General features: G+C 37.9%; 15 protein-coding genes and 2 pseudogenes. 3 read left to right on the forward strand and 14 right to left on the reverse strand.

The features are described 5' to 3' along the window. Positions 1–608: 608 nt before the first annotated feature. The gene (locus M3202_RS21315) at positions 609–1,688 is read right to left on the reverse strand and encodes a RepB family plasmid replication initiator protein (protein ID WP_251225235.1); all 1,080 of its coding nucleotides are present in this window, start codon (positions 1,686–1,688) and stop codon (positions 609–611) included. Between the two features lie 685 nt (positions 1,689–2,373). Between M3202_RS21315 and M3202_RS21320 the strand changes: the two genes are divergently transcribed. Continuing rightward, on the forward strand, positions 2,374–3,483 hold the full coding sequence (locus M3202_RS21320; RefSeq protein WP_251225236.1) for a replication initiation protein: 1,110 nt from the start codon (positions 2,374–2,376) through the stop codon (positions 3,481–3,483). A gap of 112 nt (positions 3,484–3,595) precedes the next feature. On the opposite strand, the gene M3202_RS21325 is transcribed toward M3202_RS21320, so the two are convergent. The 4 genes from M3202_RS21325 to M3202_RS21340 all read right to left on the reverse strand — a co-directional run bounded on the left by M3202_RS21325 (position 3,596) and on the right by M3202_RS21340 (position 5,804). Beyond that, positions 3,596–3,964 (reverse strand): SHOCT domain-containing protein, encoded by a 369-nt coding sequence (locus M3202_RS21325; RefSeq protein WP_251225237.1) that lies wholly within the window; start codon positions 3,962–3,964, stop codon positions 3,596–3,598. 123 nt (positions 3,965–4,087) lie between these two features. Next, positions 4,088–4,642, reverse strand: coding sequence for a Rad52/Rad22 family DNA repair protein (locus M3202_RS21330; protein WP_251225238.1), 555 nt, complete (start codon positions 4,640–4,642; stop codon positions 4,088–4,090). Positions 4,643–4,688: 46 nt separating this feature from the next. Next, positions 4,689–4,982, reverse strand: a complete 294-nt coding sequence (locus M3202_RS21335; RefSeq protein ID WP_251225239.1) for a single-stranded DNA-binding protein — start codon at positions 4,980–4,982, stop codon at positions 4,689–4,691. A gap of 15 nt (positions 4,983–4,997) precedes the next feature. Next, the gene (locus tag M3202_RS21340; RefSeq protein ID WP_251225240.1) at positions 4,998–5,804 is read right to left on the reverse strand and encodes a hypothetical protein; all 807 of its coding nucleotides are present in this window, start codon (positions 5,802–5,804) and stop codon (positions 4,998–5,000) included. Between the two features lie 118 nt (positions 5,805–5,922). On the opposite strand from M3202_RS21340, the gene M3202_RS21345 reads away from it, so the two are divergent. Beyond that, positions 5,923–6,762: an ATP-dependent DNA ligase gene (locus tag M3202_RS21345; protein ID WP_251225241.1), complete on the forward strand. Its 840-nt coding sequence runs from the start codon at positions 5,923–5,925 to the stop codon at positions 6,760–6,762. A gap of 74 nt (positions 6,763–6,836) precedes the next feature. Here the strand turns inward: M3202_RS21345 and M3202_RS21350 are convergent, their stop codons facing one another. The 4 genes from M3202_RS21350 to M3202_RS21365 all read right to left on the reverse strand — a co-directional run bounded on the left by M3202_RS21350 (position 6,837) and on the right by M3202_RS21365 (position 11,015). Further along, positions 6,837–7,280 (reverse strand): hypothetical protein, encoded by a 444-nt coding sequence (locus M3202_RS21350; RefSeq protein WP_251225242.1) that lies wholly within the window; start codon positions 7,278–7,280, stop codon positions 6,837–6,839. Positions 7,281–7,506: 226 nt separating this feature from the next. Further along, on the reverse strand, positions 7,507–8,676 hold the full coding sequence (locus M3202_RS21355; RefSeq protein WP_251225243.1) for an IS701 family transposase: 1,170 nt from the start codon (positions 8,674–8,676) through the stop codon (positions 7,507–7,509). 112 nt (positions 8,677–8,788) lie between these two features. After that, entirely contained in the window at positions 8,789–9,649 is an 861-nt protein-coding gene (locus M3202_RS21360) for a DNA adenine methylase (protein ID WP_251225244.1), read from the reverse strand. Positions 9,650–10,559: 910 nt separating this feature from the next. Next, complete coding sequence (locus M3202_RS21365; RefSeq protein ID WP_251225245.1) at positions 10,560–11,015, reverse strand: VOC family protein; 456 nt, start codon at positions 11,013–11,015, stop codon at positions 10,560–10,562. A 75-nt stretch (positions 11,016–11,090) separates the two neighbouring features. Between M3202_RS21365 and M3202_RS21370 the strand changes: the two genes are divergently transcribed. Continuing rightward, positions 11,091–11,996, forward strand: a complete 906-nt coding sequence (locus M3202_RS21370) for a helix-turn-helix transcriptional regulator (RefSeq protein WP_251225246.1) — start codon at positions 11,091–11,093, stop codon at positions 11,994–11,996. A gap of 432 nt (positions 11,997–12,428) precedes the next feature. Here the strand turns inward: M3202_RS21370 and M3202_RS21375 are convergent, their stop codons facing one another. The 5 genes and pseudogenes from M3202_RS21375 to M3202_RS21390 form a co-directional block, all read right to left on the reverse strand. Further along, positions 12,429–13,250, reverse strand: a complete 822-nt coding sequence (locus M3202_RS21375; RefSeq protein ID WP_251225247.1) for an OmpL47-type beta-barrel domain-containing protein — start codon at positions 13,248–13,250, stop codon at positions 12,429–12,431. 80 nt (positions 13,251–13,330) lie between these two features. Further along, positions 13,331–14,207 (reverse strand): annotated as a pseudogene (locus M3202_RS21380) (NAD(P)/FAD-dependent oxidoreductase); the annotation flags it as partial. Positions 14,208–14,707: 500 nt separating this feature from the next. Then, a pseudogene (locus M3202_RS22635) lies at positions 14,708–15,094 on the reverse strand (cupin domain-containing protein); the annotation flags it as partial. Between the two features lie 3 nt (positions 15,095–15,097). Further along, complete coding sequence (locus M3202_RS22640) at positions 15,098–15,598, reverse strand: hypothetical protein (RefSeq protein ID WP_349775643.1); 501 nt, start codon at positions 15,596–15,598, stop codon at positions 15,098–15,100. A gap of 219 nt (positions 15,599–15,817) precedes the next feature. Next, on the reverse strand, positions 15,818–16,411 hold the full coding sequence (locus M3202_RS21390) for a class I SAM-dependent methyltransferase (RefSeq protein ID WP_251225248.1): 594 nt from the start codon (positions 16,409–16,411) through the stop codon (positions 15,818–15,820). Positions 16,412–16,704: the final 293 nt, after the last annotated feature.

Genomic DNA, 16,704 nt, shown 5'->3' on the forward strand with positions numbered 1-16,704 from the left:
CGAGTCCTCCTTGGTTACTAATTTAAGGGTCCATTTTTGCTTCGAAGCTTTGGACACCTCGTATAATACCAAGAGGGCTCTTTTTTGTTCAATCCTCAAATTTCTTCATTACAGGAATGCTCCTTATGTCGGATTTTTTATGTAGATCTTAATTGTCTTTATACAGTTTTTCGATTATAATAGAGTAAGAAAAGGTTGCATTGAGAAATAAGCCTTTTGAGTTTATTTTTCAAAAGACGGATAACGGATGGCCATAGGAAACAATCGTAACAATATTAAGTTGTGTGGCAACGGCTTATTTGTTAAATTTTATGTTTTCTGGCTGGTTTGTTTAATTGTGAATTAAAAGTTGGCAGCTTTTAATTCGAAAACAGGTGTTTTTTTATTGAGGGTTAACTGTTGGCAGCAGTTAGCCTTTTTTCTTTTCTTATTTTACTAGCAGAAAGAAAATTTGGCAAATCTATTAGTAGCACATAAATACACGGAGTACGATACCCTTTTTTCGGAGTACGATACCCCTTTTTTCTTCCGGTTAATGGGAAAAACGAGCAAAAAAAAATTTACCGACATTATTCGACAAAAAAATAGAGCCAATAGGCTCGTATTTCTCATATTTCGCTTACTGTAATTCCTTCTTCTAATGCTTCAAGCAATTGTTCAGAAGGTAGTAACTCCACTTCTTTGAACGATCTTCCTTTGCGAAGTAGTTGATAATCGTAAATAACCCCACTTTGAACTAAATCATCAAGTGCTTCTCGAATCGTTTTAATTACGTCTTTTCTGCTGTTATTCTGAATACCCAACTGATTGATTAGCATATCTAAATCAAGTATCTTTTGTTTTTCTAACAAAGAGCTGAGCAATGAGTACAAAAGTTTGGCCGTAACAGATGATAGATCATGAAAAATGGAAAGGTTTAATCTAACCACATTTCCTTGTTGCAGTCCTTCATGAAGCCTGTCACTGAAAGTTATTTCAGCATTACGCTTCCCAATATCTGCACTTTGAATGATGTTCTGTACTTTGATCCTATCCCGGTTGGTCAGTTCAGCATCAAGAAACTCTTCAAAAGTAATGGAAGTTGAGGATAGTTTTAGGATACTTTTTTCTATGGTGCGGTAGTTACCTCCTTCGGGGCTATAATCAATAACATCACAAAGTTCATTATAACTAAATGAAAACTTTTTGCTTCCCCCCTTTAGTTCCCACATCCTTTGTAGGCCCCCAAATATCCGGAAGTCACCAGTTGTTAGATATCCATGTTTTGATTTATATTCAATTGTTCTATAGCCTACTCTCTTTTCTACAATTTCTCCATCTTCATTTTTTAGTTCAATAATTGCCTTACTTGAAGGTGAAGAAGCAGTAAAAATGGGTGATTCAGCATAAGCCCGTTCAACCGGCATTTTCTTTCCATGGATTCTTCGTGAAGCAATGGATTCTTCAAGAATTTCTTGTTGAAAAAGGAGAAGCTTATAATAGTCATTATTTGACTCGATATAATTAAATGATTTTTCCTTGATGGATAGTAATGCACGCTGCAGGTTGTGAGTTTTTTGTCGTCTTAACGGCTTAATATACCTTTCTAGTAAATCATCTCGTGCTTCTGCAGAAATATGAATTTCGTATTCTGCTTCAATTTTATCTAATACTTGCTGGATGGGTTTTGTTATTGATATCCCCTTCATGTCTTCTCCCTCCAATCAATAAGTATTCATTCAGTTGGAAGTGTTCCCTTTTGTTTATCAAAATAGATGAATTCATAAAATAATTATAGCATGCAAAATGGCGAAAGATACGATTGAACAATCGTTTGCTCAAAGAAGATGAAGAAATACTATAACAAAAATGGTTCTGACAATAACTTGTTTTTCTTTTTTTTTAATAATGTTTTAGTTAATTTTAACTGATTTAATGTTTTCATCCTACTAAAACTACTATAAAACCTAGGAATTCTATACCTAACTATAACAAATTTGGTGATTAGAATAACATTTCCGGTTTTAATGATAACAAATTAAGTGTGAATGCTAACTTATCTGGTGCTAACTATAACAAATCTGGTGATGAAACATAACAAATCTGGTGTAATCATAACATAATCGGTTTTAAAGATAACAAATCTGGTGTCGAACAAATTTGTGGTTTTCTCACTAACGATAACAAATATGGTTTTGCCTCGTTCTATCAGTATTTCACCGGAATACCAGCATCATGGAAATTAAAAAAGGAACCTAATAACTATAACAAAATTGGTTAAATAGTTGCTTCAATTAAAAAACCTACTCCTATAAAACATAACAAAATTGGTTAAGGCTAAATTTGGATAACTGTGCTATCTTTAGTTTATTAAGAGGTTGAGAGGTTGAGAACATGACACTAACTAAACATTCACCGAATAGGAATTTAGTTACTAAATCGAATGATCTCATTGAGGCCAATTATAAACTTTCAGTGACTGAACAAAAAATTATATTAATGTTGGCCAGCTATATTCAACCGGAGGACGATGACTTTAAAGTATATACAATAAGGGTTCAAGATTTTCATCGACTATTAGGCTTAAGAGGTTCCCCAAAATATACTGAACTTCGCACGATCACCAAAAACTTAATGAAACAGGTGTTTGAAGTTAGAATTGATAATCAAATCATACAGGTCGGATGGCTAAGTTATGTCGCTTACAACACTGACGAAGGGAGTATTGACCTCCGTTTTGATCCATTTTTGAAACCCTATTTACTCCAGTTGAAGCGGGAATTTACGACCTATCGTTTAGAAAATGTAATAAAGCTAGATAGCGCTTATTCAATACGAATTTACGAGCTCTTGAAACAGTATGAGCGTATTGGGGAAAGAACCTTTACTCTAAAGCGTCTCAGAGAGCATATTGGAGCTGAAAATATATATCCCGCATATGGGAACTTTAAGCAGCGAGTACTATCGAGAGCTCAAAAAGAGCTAAGAGAAAAAACGGACTTGTCTTTTGAATTTGAAGAGCGAAAAAAAGGTAGGAGTGTGCAGGAGATCCGTTTTTTTATACGTTCTCTATCCGATGTGGGTGGTACTAATGATGAAAAAAGAGAAGATATAATCAGAATGTCCAAAGAAGCAGGATTTTTGCCTTCTCAAAGTATTCTTAAAAAATGGCTATCCTATCCCCTAGCAGAGATAAAAGAGGCCATCGATACTGTAAAGGTGAAGGATAATATTAGAAATCCTGCAAATTACATAACGTCTATCCTAAATGCAGCCGAAAGTAAAGAACATGCTAGACTAGTAGATACTAAGAGTATAGACAAAGTCTATCAAGCCGTCTATGACGAAATCAAGCTGTTACGTAAAAGAAACTCCAGGGTAGTTCCTAAACTGTTAATTACAGAAAGAATTGAAGAGGTATTAAACAAGTATTTGGAGCCCGAAGTTGCACAAGAAGTTTATAATCAAAACATTGATAAGTGGATCAAAGAGTGCAAAAGTTAAATTTGCTTTTAAGCCTTAAATAATGAGTAGGGTACATTATTAGCCACACCCTACTCATTAATTTATCCTGTATAGTTTTAATAAAGATTGATCAATAAATGACCTTGATAAATCAATTAGATAAAAGGTTATCCTTTTGTTTCCTGAATTCTTCCTCTGATATAATCCCCTTTTCTTTTAACTTTGCAAGTTTTTCTATTTCATCTGCTACAGGGATAAGTGGAGACCTCCTTTGTTTTCTATTCGAGAAATGTTCAAATAATAAACCTATAATAAACCAAAAGATCCCTGCAATGACTGCATCAATAAGGGCGACAAATACTGATATAGCTGGACTTTTAAACAGACCGATATAAAATGAGATTATAGATAACACGTAAAAAACCCTTGAAATGTTCGGGCCTTTTTTAAACCTCTTGACTGTCAGAAAATACAAACAAATAGCGGTTATTGCAACGACTACATATCCTAAGAAATTCAAATATAATTCCTCCTATCAGCATAGATTCATAAAGGAACAAGGGCATCAATTGGTTTGAATCTGATCATTGATGCTGTATCTGATTACCACAGTGTCTTATAAAGTCATGTTAGACAGTTCATGTTACTTTGAAAAGTGTTTAGGAACATGTTGCTCGCAGAAGAAAAGTTTAATGTTTCTCTCCATTAACCAGTTTAATTGCTCAGGATTTACAATTTCGCCACACTTCGCACACCTCTTATCTGCTGGGACCTCCACTTTTTCTTCTTTGGTTTGTGATAAGTTATCCTTTCCTTTTTTTAGATTAGACCAACCAATCATAAATTGGTCACAGGCATCCCGCAGGGCATCCTGGGCAGCTGCTCTAATGGTGTAATTTAAGTTGGTATATTTATTATCTTTTTTAATAGCTATCGCTGTCCCACTTCCATCTCTGGTCGCGCCTAAGATAGTAAGGGTTCCTATCATAAGGATATTGTCATTTTCAAGAAAGATCGGTCCTTGCTTAATCGACCATGACCAATGCCGGCCGGCTTCTTCCTCTAACCGTTGCACATATGCATCCGTAGGTATGTAGGATCCCTTTCCTCCTTTTCGATGCATAATACTTTCAGATGGAAAAGGAGCTCGTAAGCGTTGCATGAGTTCTTGGTATTGCAATGATAATTCATCTGGCATGTGAAACGACTCCCTTTCGTAATTCTGTGTCTTTATTGAAATTTCCTCATCCATACTTTACAAATTCCACATGGACTTCTACAAGATGTGTTTTCAAATCTTCTCTTTCTCGGCTCTGAAGGTAACCATCAACAGTGACAGACATTCCTTTTTTTAAATCGTTGGCGAGACGTTCAGCATATTCCCTCCATGCTATCACTGGAATATAATTAGTACCCTCTCCATGTTTTCGGTTCTGTGCTACTGTAAACGTACACACCGCAACTGTTTTGTTTTTGACATAGACAAGCTTGGGATCGGCAACAAGCCTGCCTGAGAAGATCGTTCGATTTATCTCCATTGTTATAGCCTCCTACTAAGGATTTTTTTGTAAAACATCGAGAAGTAACTTTGTATAGGAGATCGCTTTTCTAACGCTAAAATCGGCTGTCTCGAGGTATATTTTTAGCCATTCCTCAGCTGAGGCTTGATCAGCGATCGAGTATACTCTTTTCTTTCTTCGATTTACTTTTCCAAGGTATTTACTTTTTAGCAATATGACTGGGTTGGCCAATGGTTCACTATCTAAATCGACGCCCTCTGTCATTTCGTTGCGAACAATTAAGTGCCAATAAGGAAGACTACATGTCCAGCCACAGTAACTAAGCATGGCATCATGAAGTTCGCTAACTGATTGCTCTGGTTTTTGTTGCAATGCAAAGAGTGTATAAACTCTTATTATGTCTTTTATCGATACTAATGATCTTACAAATTCCCGGTCTCTTTTCGGGACAAGTATTTCAGGATATGGCAAAGGCGTACCAGGTTTACTAGCTAACATCTTTGATACATTCACTATTCCATAGTATGAGATTAACAATTGCGAGAGAAGGTCCTCACGATTGCTTAATTCCTGCTCTCCTTTTCCGGAGATCCTATAAATGTAGTCTTTACCTGCTTTAGATTCGAATAGTTTCTCTTCAGCTGTAAGCTCTTTTAGATACAACTGCACCTTATTCCTCGAATATTTGCGTGTTGGAGCGCCGGGTTGCGGAGGCGGTGGGATAAGCTCATTTAATTGCTTGTAGCAATAATCAGTGCTTAAATCGGTGCCATCCTTTAGTAATAATAATAGGACATATTTCGAAACAAGCTTTAATGAAAGTTTTTCGATGAGAATCACCTGCTTTCAGACGTACCTTTATTTTCGTTCTTTCAATTGCTAATAACGCTTATCTCTTCCAGGAACCCCCTAATGAGTATGAATCCATTATGAGCTATAGTAAAATGGGGTGATTATTTTGTATGTAAAGCCTATGCTTTTGCAACGTTTACAAAGTCCACCATCCGTAGAGGAAGAGAGCAACTACATTTCAGAATTAAAATGTGATGGCATAAGGTTAATGATGTCCAATATAGAAGGGAAAACACGGCTTTATACACGTCATGGAAATGAGGTAACCGCTATGTTTCCCGAAATAACAAGTATTCCAATTCCACCAGGTACCATTTTAGATGGGGAACTAATCGCGCTCTCGCATGACGGAATGATTGATTTTGAATTAATGATGCAGCGTTTTATGAGTAAGAAGCTAATAAATAAAGTGAATATCCAATATGTTGTTTTCGATATTTTATATTCTGGTAACCACAGAATAACAGCTCTACCCCTATTAGAACGTAAGAAACATCTGTTAAATTGCTTGCCAAGTAAACAGAAAACCATGGTCCCTGTGCAATATATGACAGGACATTGTCAGGCTTTTTATGATGCTGTGAAAGCGAAAGACTTAGAAGGTATTGTTATTAAGCGGATAAATTCCACGTATACTTCTGGTAGAGTAAGTAAGGATTGGTTAAAGATAATTAATTATAAGTATAAAGTTGTCTATATTACCTCTATCCAGACAAAGAAGTTCGGTTGTACGTTAACCGATGAAAATGGACAATATCTTGGAACTATGGAATATATGCCAGGTGCTGATCGTAAACACCTCTTTTCTCATGCACAAATCAGAGATAAAAGTGAAAAAGGAACCTATCTTAAGCTAATAGAGCCAATCCCATGTAAGGTAAAATTCAGGAATTGGACGAAAGAAAATTTATTAAGGCTGCCTTCTTTTGAAGCCTGGGTGAATTAAGTATAGGTCAATGCCGGTATTCATTTGAAAGAGAGAATGGTTAGCTTTGGATAATGTGCCGGCATAATTTGTTTTTAACCTGCTATTTTTCTCAATTTCGCAATGAATTCACTATAGAATCTTTGTGAAAGAGGAACACTACAAGGTGATTCTGATAGTTCGAATATCTGAAGTGAATTTCCCTCCGAATGTAAGTCATATAATGCAATTTCTACATTATTTCCTCGATTATACTCATCAAACTCTAATTGAATCGCTTTTGTTTTATGTGAGAGCTCTTTTAATTCTTTAATTAGAGCGTCTATGGTTATAGGTGGAACATGACGGATATAGCATCTTTGGACACGATGATCATATGCACTATTATAGAAATTTGATTGAATCTCAGATACTCTCCCCTCTATAAATCTAAAAGCCACCATGTTAAAGGCCTTTGCAACCCTTTCCCCATCTTCTTCAATATCTTTCATCAATCTAGCAACTTTTCTCTCTCGAAAGAGTTGTTTTAATTGTTTCATATACTCACCTCCAGCTCGTGTTAAGCGGAATAGGTACGGCCGATAATTTCCACGGTATCGGGAAAACGAAAGCGGTCCATTAACCACTCATCATAGTCATAAGTTACAACTAAGTCGGCACCTTCAAAACCAAAATAAAGTGTGTCTAAAAGTCCAATTAAGTTTAAACTTTAAATGAGCATTTTCAGATACAAAATTTACCATTCAAAAACCAATGACAAGTACCCTATGCCGCCAAAAGCTCATTTTTGATTTGCTCTAGTGAGGTGCCTGTGCGCGCTTCGTTATAAACGAAATCAATGATTCCACTGAATTGATCACGTCTCATATGTTGAATGGCGTTTGAAAATGTATCGAGCTGTAGCGCACCGATAAACAGGTAGGCAAATTGCACAAGTAGCCAGTAGCGACGGATTGCACGTTCAGAGCGGACTTGTACCCCTTGAAATCCAAGGTAGCCTTTCACTTGTTTGAAGTATGTTTCGATAGCCCAGCGCTCGCTATAATAATCGAGAATTTCTTGGGTCGTCAGTTCGGTATCGGTGCTTAAAAAGCAGCGCATCCGCTTTGCTTCCATCGGTTCATTTGCAGGCCAACAGAGGAGAACAACGCCTAGATGTAGATCGTTTAAGGCACCTTCATAGCGGTACACACGATATTGTTCTTGTCCGACCGTCACGAGGTCAGTATTCTTCTCATCTATATGCGTCGCGAATTCTTTGACCTGTAACCGAATACCATCTGGATAAATGATGCGATTTGTTTTCAGTGCACCGATTACATGCATGCCACCACTGAATGCAGCTTCGATGATTTTTTTAGATGTATACCAGCTATCACACAACACGTACGTAGGCTGCGTCACTTGGGGTAACGCCCCGAGTAAGTCAACAGACAACTTGATTTTACTGTCTGTCTTGTCTTTTTGAAATAAGCGGAAGTCGTAGGGAAACGCCTGATGACCAGATTTCACCATCAGTTGGACTACTTGATGCCCCCAGACGCTTTTGCCGTCTGTATGTGAAAAATGAAAACCACATCCCTCCATTGGACGCACTGCCTGTGACGAAGGCTTTGTTTTCTTGGAAATAGTGTCATCTAGTAGGTAAAACAGTGGCTGGTCTTTTGTCATTTGCCGTTGAACAAACTGCTTCGATTGTTGTAGTAAATACGTGTCTTTCCAAGGGCTGTTCTGTAGGAAGTGCCCCAATGTTGTCCGGTGCTTCGGATGATGGCTATACGCATGAATTTGCGTGAGTTTCCCTGTAAAGCCAATGCTCGACATCCCATCAATAAAATGCGTGAGATGGCGTAAAACCGGCTTCGTAAAATAGAGTGGTAGCCGCCAATCGGAAAAACCTTTGTTGATTTGTATGTGATGTGATAAACTGTTCATCAGACAGACGCTCCTTTGGTGAATGGTGGTGTAGGAACTTTCATTTTAACCAATCGGTAGCGTTCTGTCTTTTTTTATTTGATTAGATGGTAATTATTTGAATCGAATTTGCTCATTGTAAGTTTAAATGTTCATCTTTCTCATAATAGCATGGATAAAGATCTTTTCCTTTTCGAAAATAGGGAGGATCGATAAAAATAGTCGATTGCTGGTCCCAATAGGCTTCTTCGATTAATTCATAAGCGTCTTCATTCGTGATTGTAATGCGGTCGCTCATGGCATGAATTCGCTTTATTCGTCTTATAAGGTCGGCTGGGTTCCAACGCTGCAGCAGCTGCGCGTGTGATCCGTGTCTGCCGCCTAATGGATTAGCCTTTGCGATTCCCGAATAAGCAAGACGATTAACGATCAGGGCGGCCCAGGCAGCGTCAACCAAATCTGCGCCATGATAGTGATCTTTAATCAAAGCTTGTGCTTGAAAGAAGTCCTGGTGTGTAGGCCGAAATATCTCTAATCGTTGGATTAACTCGTCCGGATAATGTTTCATTAAATACCATAACGCAAAGACACCGGTATCAAGATCATTGAGATGTAAGTGTTCAATGGCGCCGGCATGTAACATGGCCAATTCAAAACTTCCCCCTCCTGTGTAGGGACTGACAAGCGTCTTTGTTCTTGCCAGCTGCAAGTGTGAATAGAGGTAATCAATGACCTTTGATTTTCCGCCTGGATAGCGTAGCACTGATAAGCGTTTCAAAAGAGGTAATGGAGGCTTTTCTACAAAGGGTTTGTCGGCCTGAGGGTCCTCAAAGATAACAGTGAATCGATGCTGCAGCGCAACATTTGGTAAGTAAGAGAACCCGTCACATTCTTCACACCAAAATCCTCTGGCCAACCGATCCAGCTGAAAGGCATTCTCGTCATTGGCTGCTGCGACTAAACCGCAAAATCGGCAAGTTAATTTCGATTCCATCCGGTCTTCCTCCCTACAAATTCGTTTATAAATCCATTATACTATATTATATAATAGGGTTATATAGAAATTGGCAATTCCCCCCCTGTTTTTTTCTCCGGCCTGTTTTCATCTTTAGTTACTTCTTTTGAACGTTTTAAAATTTTTTTACGTACTATATGATTTGAAGCGTTTAAAATAATGGTTTGTACGGGCGGGGGATTGTGTGAGGAATGTGGCGAGAAGGATGGGGGGAAAGGGAATTAATGATTATGCTGGGTATGTGGCCGGGGTTCTATATTGGATTAAAACCCCTATTACATTATATAATTAGTTCAATATGGTTGTTCGAGTGGTGGTGGTTATTGCCCTCCTCTCTTCCGCTCTCTTTGGATTGCTGCGACGTTCAATAGAAAGCCCCCCTTTTTACAGGGAGGCTGCTACACTAATGATGGTACCGGCACAAAGCCTTACCATATTTCATTTTTGTATACTTCATCCATCATTAGACAGTTACTGGATTTGGATGAGCATGCTAACAATCAAACTAACGACCGTACCTGCCAGCATCCCCAATGGTATTAAACAAACTATCTAAACATGGTTATCTCGCTTTTTGATTTTTTAATACCCAGAGTGCCCTGCTTATGTTTATATTGCAGCCTTTTAATCAAAATTACCGCAATTCTCGCCACTATAATTAAGAGGGAATTAAATACGTGCAATTTCCATTATTTGAGACCATGTAAAAAATCATACCCCTTTTAAATTGATTTCATTCTATCATAAGATTATTTTTTACCTAGTACCAGTTGGCTAATAAGACGAATGCTTTAATGAACAGCATTAAGAGAGCACCGGCTCAAACAAATCTTTGCATTGGTAGGTCAATTGATTATACACAGCAATAAGAGCTTTTTAAAAAATAAACCTATTTTAGGAAGCTATCCAAAAACTTACTCGCCTCACTATTGAATTTCCACATAACTCCGAATTTATCAATTACGAGGCCAAAACTTCTTGACCATGGTGTTGACGATAACGGCATGATCACCGTCCCCCCTTCCGCAAGCTTTTCAAAGCTTCGTGTATTCATTTGCGGATCAGCATCAATGATACTAATTAAAACGCTATTTCCCTTTGTGATTTCTCCCGTCACAGCCTGCATCGAAGGTGGCACATCAGAGAGCATTAAACTGTTGCCAAAAAACTCAATACGCGCTTCCATAATCATGTTTTGCTCTTCTTCTGTCATCGGAGCATTTGAATCTTGACCGAAGGCACCAAATCTTACCTTTTGTACGCTTGTTGCTAGTAAAGCCTCTTCATAAAAAGTTAACGCCTCTTCCGCGTCCCCATTAAATTGTAAATATGTGATTGATTTCATTATTTAACCCTCCTTTTATAGTTGAAGTATAATTGAATATAGGTGACATAAGTATGTCGTATATAGGAGGCTACTATGAAAAAAATAGAACGGCTTATCTCTATCGTGATGATCTTATTACAAAGAGAAGTTGTCCCAGCATCAGAATTCAGCCGGCTTTTTAATGTAACGAGACGAACCATTCAGCGAGATATGGAAGCATTAAATTATGCAAACATCCCTATATATGCGGAATATGGAGCGGAAGGGGGATATGCTCTAATGGAAGAATATAAATTCGATAAGCGTTTACTACATCAACAGGATTTCGAAAATATACTCGTTGCGTTAGATGGCTTTGAGCAACTGATTCAAAATCAAGATATTCAGGCTACTATACAAAAAATCAAAGGAATGACCGCGGATATTTCTCCCAAACTTGATTTATCTTTCTATGATTGGCCAGGAAGAAATGAAATGAGAGAAGATATTTCTTTAATCAGGCAAGCAATCGAGAACCATTGGCTAATAAAATTTGATTATGTCGACCAAAGGGGAAACAAAACAGCCAGAGTTGTGGAACCGTATAAAATACATATAAGTGAGATGCAGTGGTATCTCTTCGGTTACAGCTTGGAGCGAAACGACTATCGAATATTTAAATTAACAAGGATATTAAACATTCAAAAAGACGGTTTTTTTATACCACGGGCTGATCCCGAGCTTAAAAAACAAAAAAAGCCCAACGAACCACATTTAGTTCGTGTTCAGTTAATGCTAGATGTTTCTGTCAGAGATCAATTTATTGAACGCTACGGCAAGAGAGCGGTTACGAAAGAGCCATCAGGCTGTTACCTGATGACCATTGAACTACCGGAGAACCCTTTTGCCTATCAGTTTTTAGCCGGCTTCGGTAACAAAGTTAAAATTTTAAAACCAAACGATTATATCGAAAAATATGTAAATTTTTTAAATCAGTCAGTGGAACTTTACAGACAGTAACAGAAGAAGGAAGTCTAACAAGGAGGGTGAGCAAAAACGAATTTTGACATAGTGGCAATACTCCCCTCGTCATAAGCCCGTTATGAGAAGCCGGCTCACAACGGGCTTTAAAGGTTGAGCGCGCAGGAAGGCTGCTAAACTATGATGGTACAGGCAAAGCCTTACCATATTATATTTTTGTATACTTCATCCACCTTTCAATTCCTGGATGGTATAGAAAATTTTACGTTTAGAAAATCCACATTGATATTCATTGTAGATCCTTACAGTATTTCTATCCAACTGGAACCGATTGGAATGGATCACAACCGTATTGCCTGCCCGATCACTGGCTTGAATGTGCAAATACCAATCACCATCTACACCACTTTTTGTCAACATCTCTCCATCTATAAATGAAGTCCAGCCTGATGTAGGGGCTGTTGTATTGGGTTACCATGAATACCTTAAAGATGTTGGGTCTAGACCACTAGCATCATCAAACACATTCACTGCTGTCCGTGCCGATGCTGAGCCTCTCTCCGTTCCATTTGTACCAAAAGTAACTGTCGGTTCAGATTTGTCAATGTGAATCGCAATGGATGAGTCAAGTGTATTGCCCGCTTTGTCGGTGACCGCAAACACTAGCATATGCTCCCCTTCTGCACTTATAGTAATCGGATCTCCATTTTGATAAGCTTGAGGGGCTCCACCATTCAATGTATAGGTGATTTGGTCAATGCCACTTACACCTGTCTTCGCATTGACGCTTGCCGTCACACTCAAGTTTGTCCAGTCGCCGCTCGTGTATGGACTGCCATCTGCCAGCTCAAGTGTTGGGGTGAGCTTTAATCCGCTGGAGCTGACCTTAACAGTACGTTGCACAGTTGTTTCGTTGCCTGCGATATCCATGGCTTTCAACACAAGCGAATAGGAACCGTCCTCCTTCAGTTTGATCGGTGAGTCATACGGGCTCCAGGTGACGCCACCATCCAATGAGTATACGAAGGAAGAAATCCCTGAATCATCATACACACTCGCCGTGACCGTCACCTCTTGGTTTGACCAAGTGTCATCCACATAAGTTTGGCCGTCGGCCGTCTTCATCCCGATATCAATGGTCGGCGAAATGCCATCGATCATTATTCCGCTTGTATCGCTCACAGGCAGTTGCAGCGAAGCATCCATCCCATTAGCAAGGATGCAAGCAAGCTCCGGGAGTATGATCGCTCCAACCTCAATACCACTCGAATCACTTATCCCCTCTTCGATCACATACTCAAATTAAAGCTGATTCGTTTCCGGCTGTGTTGTATAGCTTGCCAAATAAGTATTTCCGTCGATAAAAACCGGTAAAGTCTGCATGGCCGATTTGCCGGCCATGCACGTGGAATCATCGTCGGGTTCCCGTTAATATAGTCCTTTTCTTCAATCGCATCACCAATCGCATAAATGTTTGGATCGTTTGTTTGTAGGTAGTCATTTACTTGGATTCCTCCACGTTCTCCAGCGTTAATGGCGAGTTAATTTTCAGGACGAACTCCTGTTTCGATTCGCTTGCTGTTGTTAGTAACAACTATCCTTCCTTCACTTTCAAAAGACTTGACCCCATCACTTAGTACAAGATGACTATGAATGATGGATGCCATTTCATAATCTAAAGGGGCCATCACTTGGTTAGCCATTTCAATAATCGTACATCTATCCCACGTTTATGGAGGTTCTTTGCCATTTCAAAACCAATAAATCCACCACCAACGACAACCGCACGCTTTGGTTTCTCGTTATGACATAAGACTTAATTTTGTCTGTATCTGGTATGTTTCTCAAAGTAAAAATGGCCTTTGTTTCATTCAAACCCGGAATTGGTGGCACGATTGGACATGCCCCTGGTGAAAGCACCAAATCATCATAAGACTCTTCATACGTATTCCCCGTTTTATGGTCTTTGACTTAGACCTTTTTTGCTTCGCGATTAATTCCAATGACCTCACTAAGGTTACGGATGTCTAAATTGAACTTTTTTGACATTCCTTCTACCGTTTGAACTAATAGCTCTTGGCGATCTTTAATCGTCTCCCCAATGTAATAAGGTAAACCACAGTTAGCGACAGATATATATTCTCCTTTTTCAAATAGGTCAATTTTTGACGTTTCATCTATTCTTCTTAAGCGAGCGGCTGCTGTTGCACCGCCTGCGACTCCACCGACAATAACAATTTTTTTACTCATCATTTATTCCCCCTAGTTAGTTATTAAAATTACCCGCGGGGGTTTATACCCTATGCAGTATAATACGCGTTATTTTTCTTATCAGATGTGATTTAAATCACAGTTTACTTACTTTTATTTAGATTTTTAAAACTAACAATTAAGAAGGTCTAGATAAAAAGATAAAAACAATGTATTATCATACTAAACTAATAGGAATTTGAGGTATTTTCAGATGATTATTTTTTAGTCTCTTTAAAGATACATGTCCGACTTGTAAACAAACACTAAAACACGATAAGTCTGAAGCTTTAATAGGACGAATTGTTAAACATTGCCCCGAAGGTCATTACGAAAAAGAATATCATCCAGCTTTTGAAACTTTTGTAGAGACAATTCAACACTAAACACTATAATATTGAATATAAAAGAGCTTGAAAAAACAACCGAATCGAACATTCGGTTGTTTTTTCAAGCTCTTATCTTTCTTTATTAATGTATATCAGTTACCGTGTTCTTCTTCAGCAGCCATGGCTATAGCTTTCGTTTACAGTTCCATATGGATGCTGAGGTGGAGCATAGATAGAGTACAGCTTAAGTGGTTGATTACCTGTATTGGTCAAGTTGTGCCATTTACTAGCGGGTATCACAATCGCATAATTGTCATGGACTTTTTCTTCAAATTCTAGTCGATCTTTGCTGTCACCCATTTGAACAATCCCTTGCCCTTGTTCAATGCGTAAGAATTAATCAAGATTTGGATGAATTTCTAAACCAATGTCCTCTCCAACACCAATACTCATCAAAGTGACTTGCAAATGATCTCCTGTCCATAAGGCGGTACGGAAATTGTTGTTTTGTTTAGTTATTTCTTCAATATCTACTACAAATGGATCCGCACCATAATCCATTTACTCATTTGTGAGTTCATCTTCTAATGAACTAAATCGTGTAGCGTTCTCTTGTTCACCTGTTAAAGTCCACATAAACACATTTTGAATTTGTGGATGCACCGTAAGATGAGAACTCTTTTGATATTCTTTATACCCTTCTAATTCCAGTTCATAAGCCTTTTGTAAACCATCTCTATAACTATTAAAGGGAATTGTATCAATCTGATATATAGGTTGGATACCAGTAAGATTGATATAAAGATTGGTGAAGTGTGTTAATTGAGCTTTGTTCCCTTCTAAGGCCTGAAGAATGCCCTTTTTATGCTTATTAGAAGGGGCAGCATTGGCTAACTGTCTATAAAATTTAATGGCTTTGGCCTCTCTTTTAATCCCTCCAAGTACCGCTTCAAAAACTTGGGCATCCTGCCCGTGATAATTCCTTGCCATAAAGTCTGGATTATAGGTTGATGTGTTAGCATTAGCGTAATATGGATATGGATTCGTGTTAGAATAATACATTTCGTTCATTCCCTTCAATGGTTTATCAAAATTATCATATGCCTATGTGTAGAAAATGGACTTCTAATGAATATACTTAATTACAAAAGGGCATTTGTTTGGTTTTATAACTTTTTAGTATTTTTTGCCAAAAAAAAAAGAATAGAATAGGATCTACTCCCAATCTATTCTTTCGTGTAACTACTAAAGGAAAAATCATTATTGTCTTTTGAATTCACTCTATTTTTGTCCTACAAATTGAATAATATGAGACAAGCCATTATGTAATTCTCCTTCATGCCGGACAACCTCTCCCATAAAAAAGTGAACAATACGCCAATCAGAAAAGACATTTAGAAATTCTTCGGGTTTGTATAAAAGCTCTAAGTTTTGAGGGCCCCCACTATTATATGGTATTTGAAAATGCGAATAGACTTCCGTAATAAAATAACCACCTAGTTTAACTGACTCTTTGACACCTTGTAGGGTTTTCTCGCGTAACTCTTCTGGAAAGTGACCAAAAATACAGACAATCTCATCCCATTTGTTTTGTTGCCAAACGGCTTCATTTAAATCAACCAGTTGCGTATTAACTTTTACACCTTTTTCATCTGCCAATTTATTCATTTTTAATAAGCCTGATTCAGCGTAATCCCAAGCTGACACGTTCATTCCTTGTTCAGCTAAGAAAACGGCATTGCGTCCTTCACCTTCTGCAATAGCAAGAGCGTCACCTGATAATGAAAGTTTTCTCTGCATTTCCGCTAAAAACACATTTGGTTCTGTTCCATATACATAATTCTTATTCTGAAAGCGCGTGTTCCATGGATTCATTGTCTATTCTCCTTTATTCCTATGAATTCCAATGTATTTTATAATAGTAACACCCTATAGTCTGAATAGACATATAGGGTGAATGAATGATTAACGAATCACGACAAATTCTGTACCTAATACATTTTTCGTATAATCTATTTTAACATCATTAAAATAAACCTTATTGTTAATGACGTTCTACAATGTCTGGATCTTGACGGCGCTAATTGTCCTAAAACTGACGGATTCACTGTCCAAAATGAAGAGGAAGCAATCCTTTGCTCCCCCTTCATTTTACAAATCTACTTGAT

It is taken from the genome of Halalkalibacter oceani, from assembly GCF_023715605.1.
Classification (GTDB): Bacteria; Bacillota; Bacilli; order Bacillales; family Bacillaceae_D; genus Halalkalibacter; species Halalkalibacter oceani.

Bases quoted from the DNA above. Each gene is read 5' to 3' on its own strand.
- M3202_RS21315 (WP_251225235.1), bottom strand. From the start codon at position 1,688: ATGAAGGGGATATCAATAACAAAACCCATCCAGCAAGTATTAGATAAA.
- M3202_RS21320 (WP_251225236.1), top strand. From the start codon at position 2,374: ATGACACTAACTAAACATTCACCGAATAGGAATTTAGTTACTAAATCG.
- M3202_RS21330 (WP_251225238.1), bottom strand. From the start codon at position 4,642: ATGCCAGATGAATTATCATTGCAATACCAAGAACTCATGCAACGCTTA.
- M3202_RS21335 (WP_251225239.1), bottom strand. From the start codon at position 4,982: ATGGAGATAAATCGAACGATCTTCTCAGGCAGGCTTGTTGCCGATCCC.
- M3202_RS21350 (WP_251225242.1), bottom strand. From the start codon at position 7,280: ATGAAACAATTAAAACAACTCTTTCGAGAGAGAAAAGTTGCTAGATTG.
- M3202_RS21355 (WP_251225243.1), bottom strand. From the start codon at position 8,676: ATGAACAGTTTATCACATCACATACAAATCAACAAAGGTTTTTCCGAT.
- M3202_RS21360 (WP_251225244.1), bottom strand. From the start codon at position 9,649: ATGGAATCGAAATTAACTTGCCGATTTTGCGGTTTAGTCGCAGCAGCC.
- M3202_RS21365 (WP_251225245.1), bottom strand. From the start codon at position 11,015: ATGAAATCAATCACATATTTACAATTTAATGGGGACGCGGAAGAGGCG.
- M3202_RS21370 (WP_251225246.1), top strand. From the start codon at position 11,091: ATGAAAAAAATAGAACGGCTTATCTCTATCGTGATGATCTTATTACAA.
- M3202_RS22640 (WP_349775643.1), bottom strand. From the start codon at position 15,598: ATGTATTATTCTAACACGAATCCATATCCATATTACGCTAATGCTAAC.
- M3202_RS21390 (WP_251225248.1), bottom strand. From the start codon at position 16,411: ATGAATCCATGGAACACGCGCTTTCAGAATAAGAATTATGTATATGGA.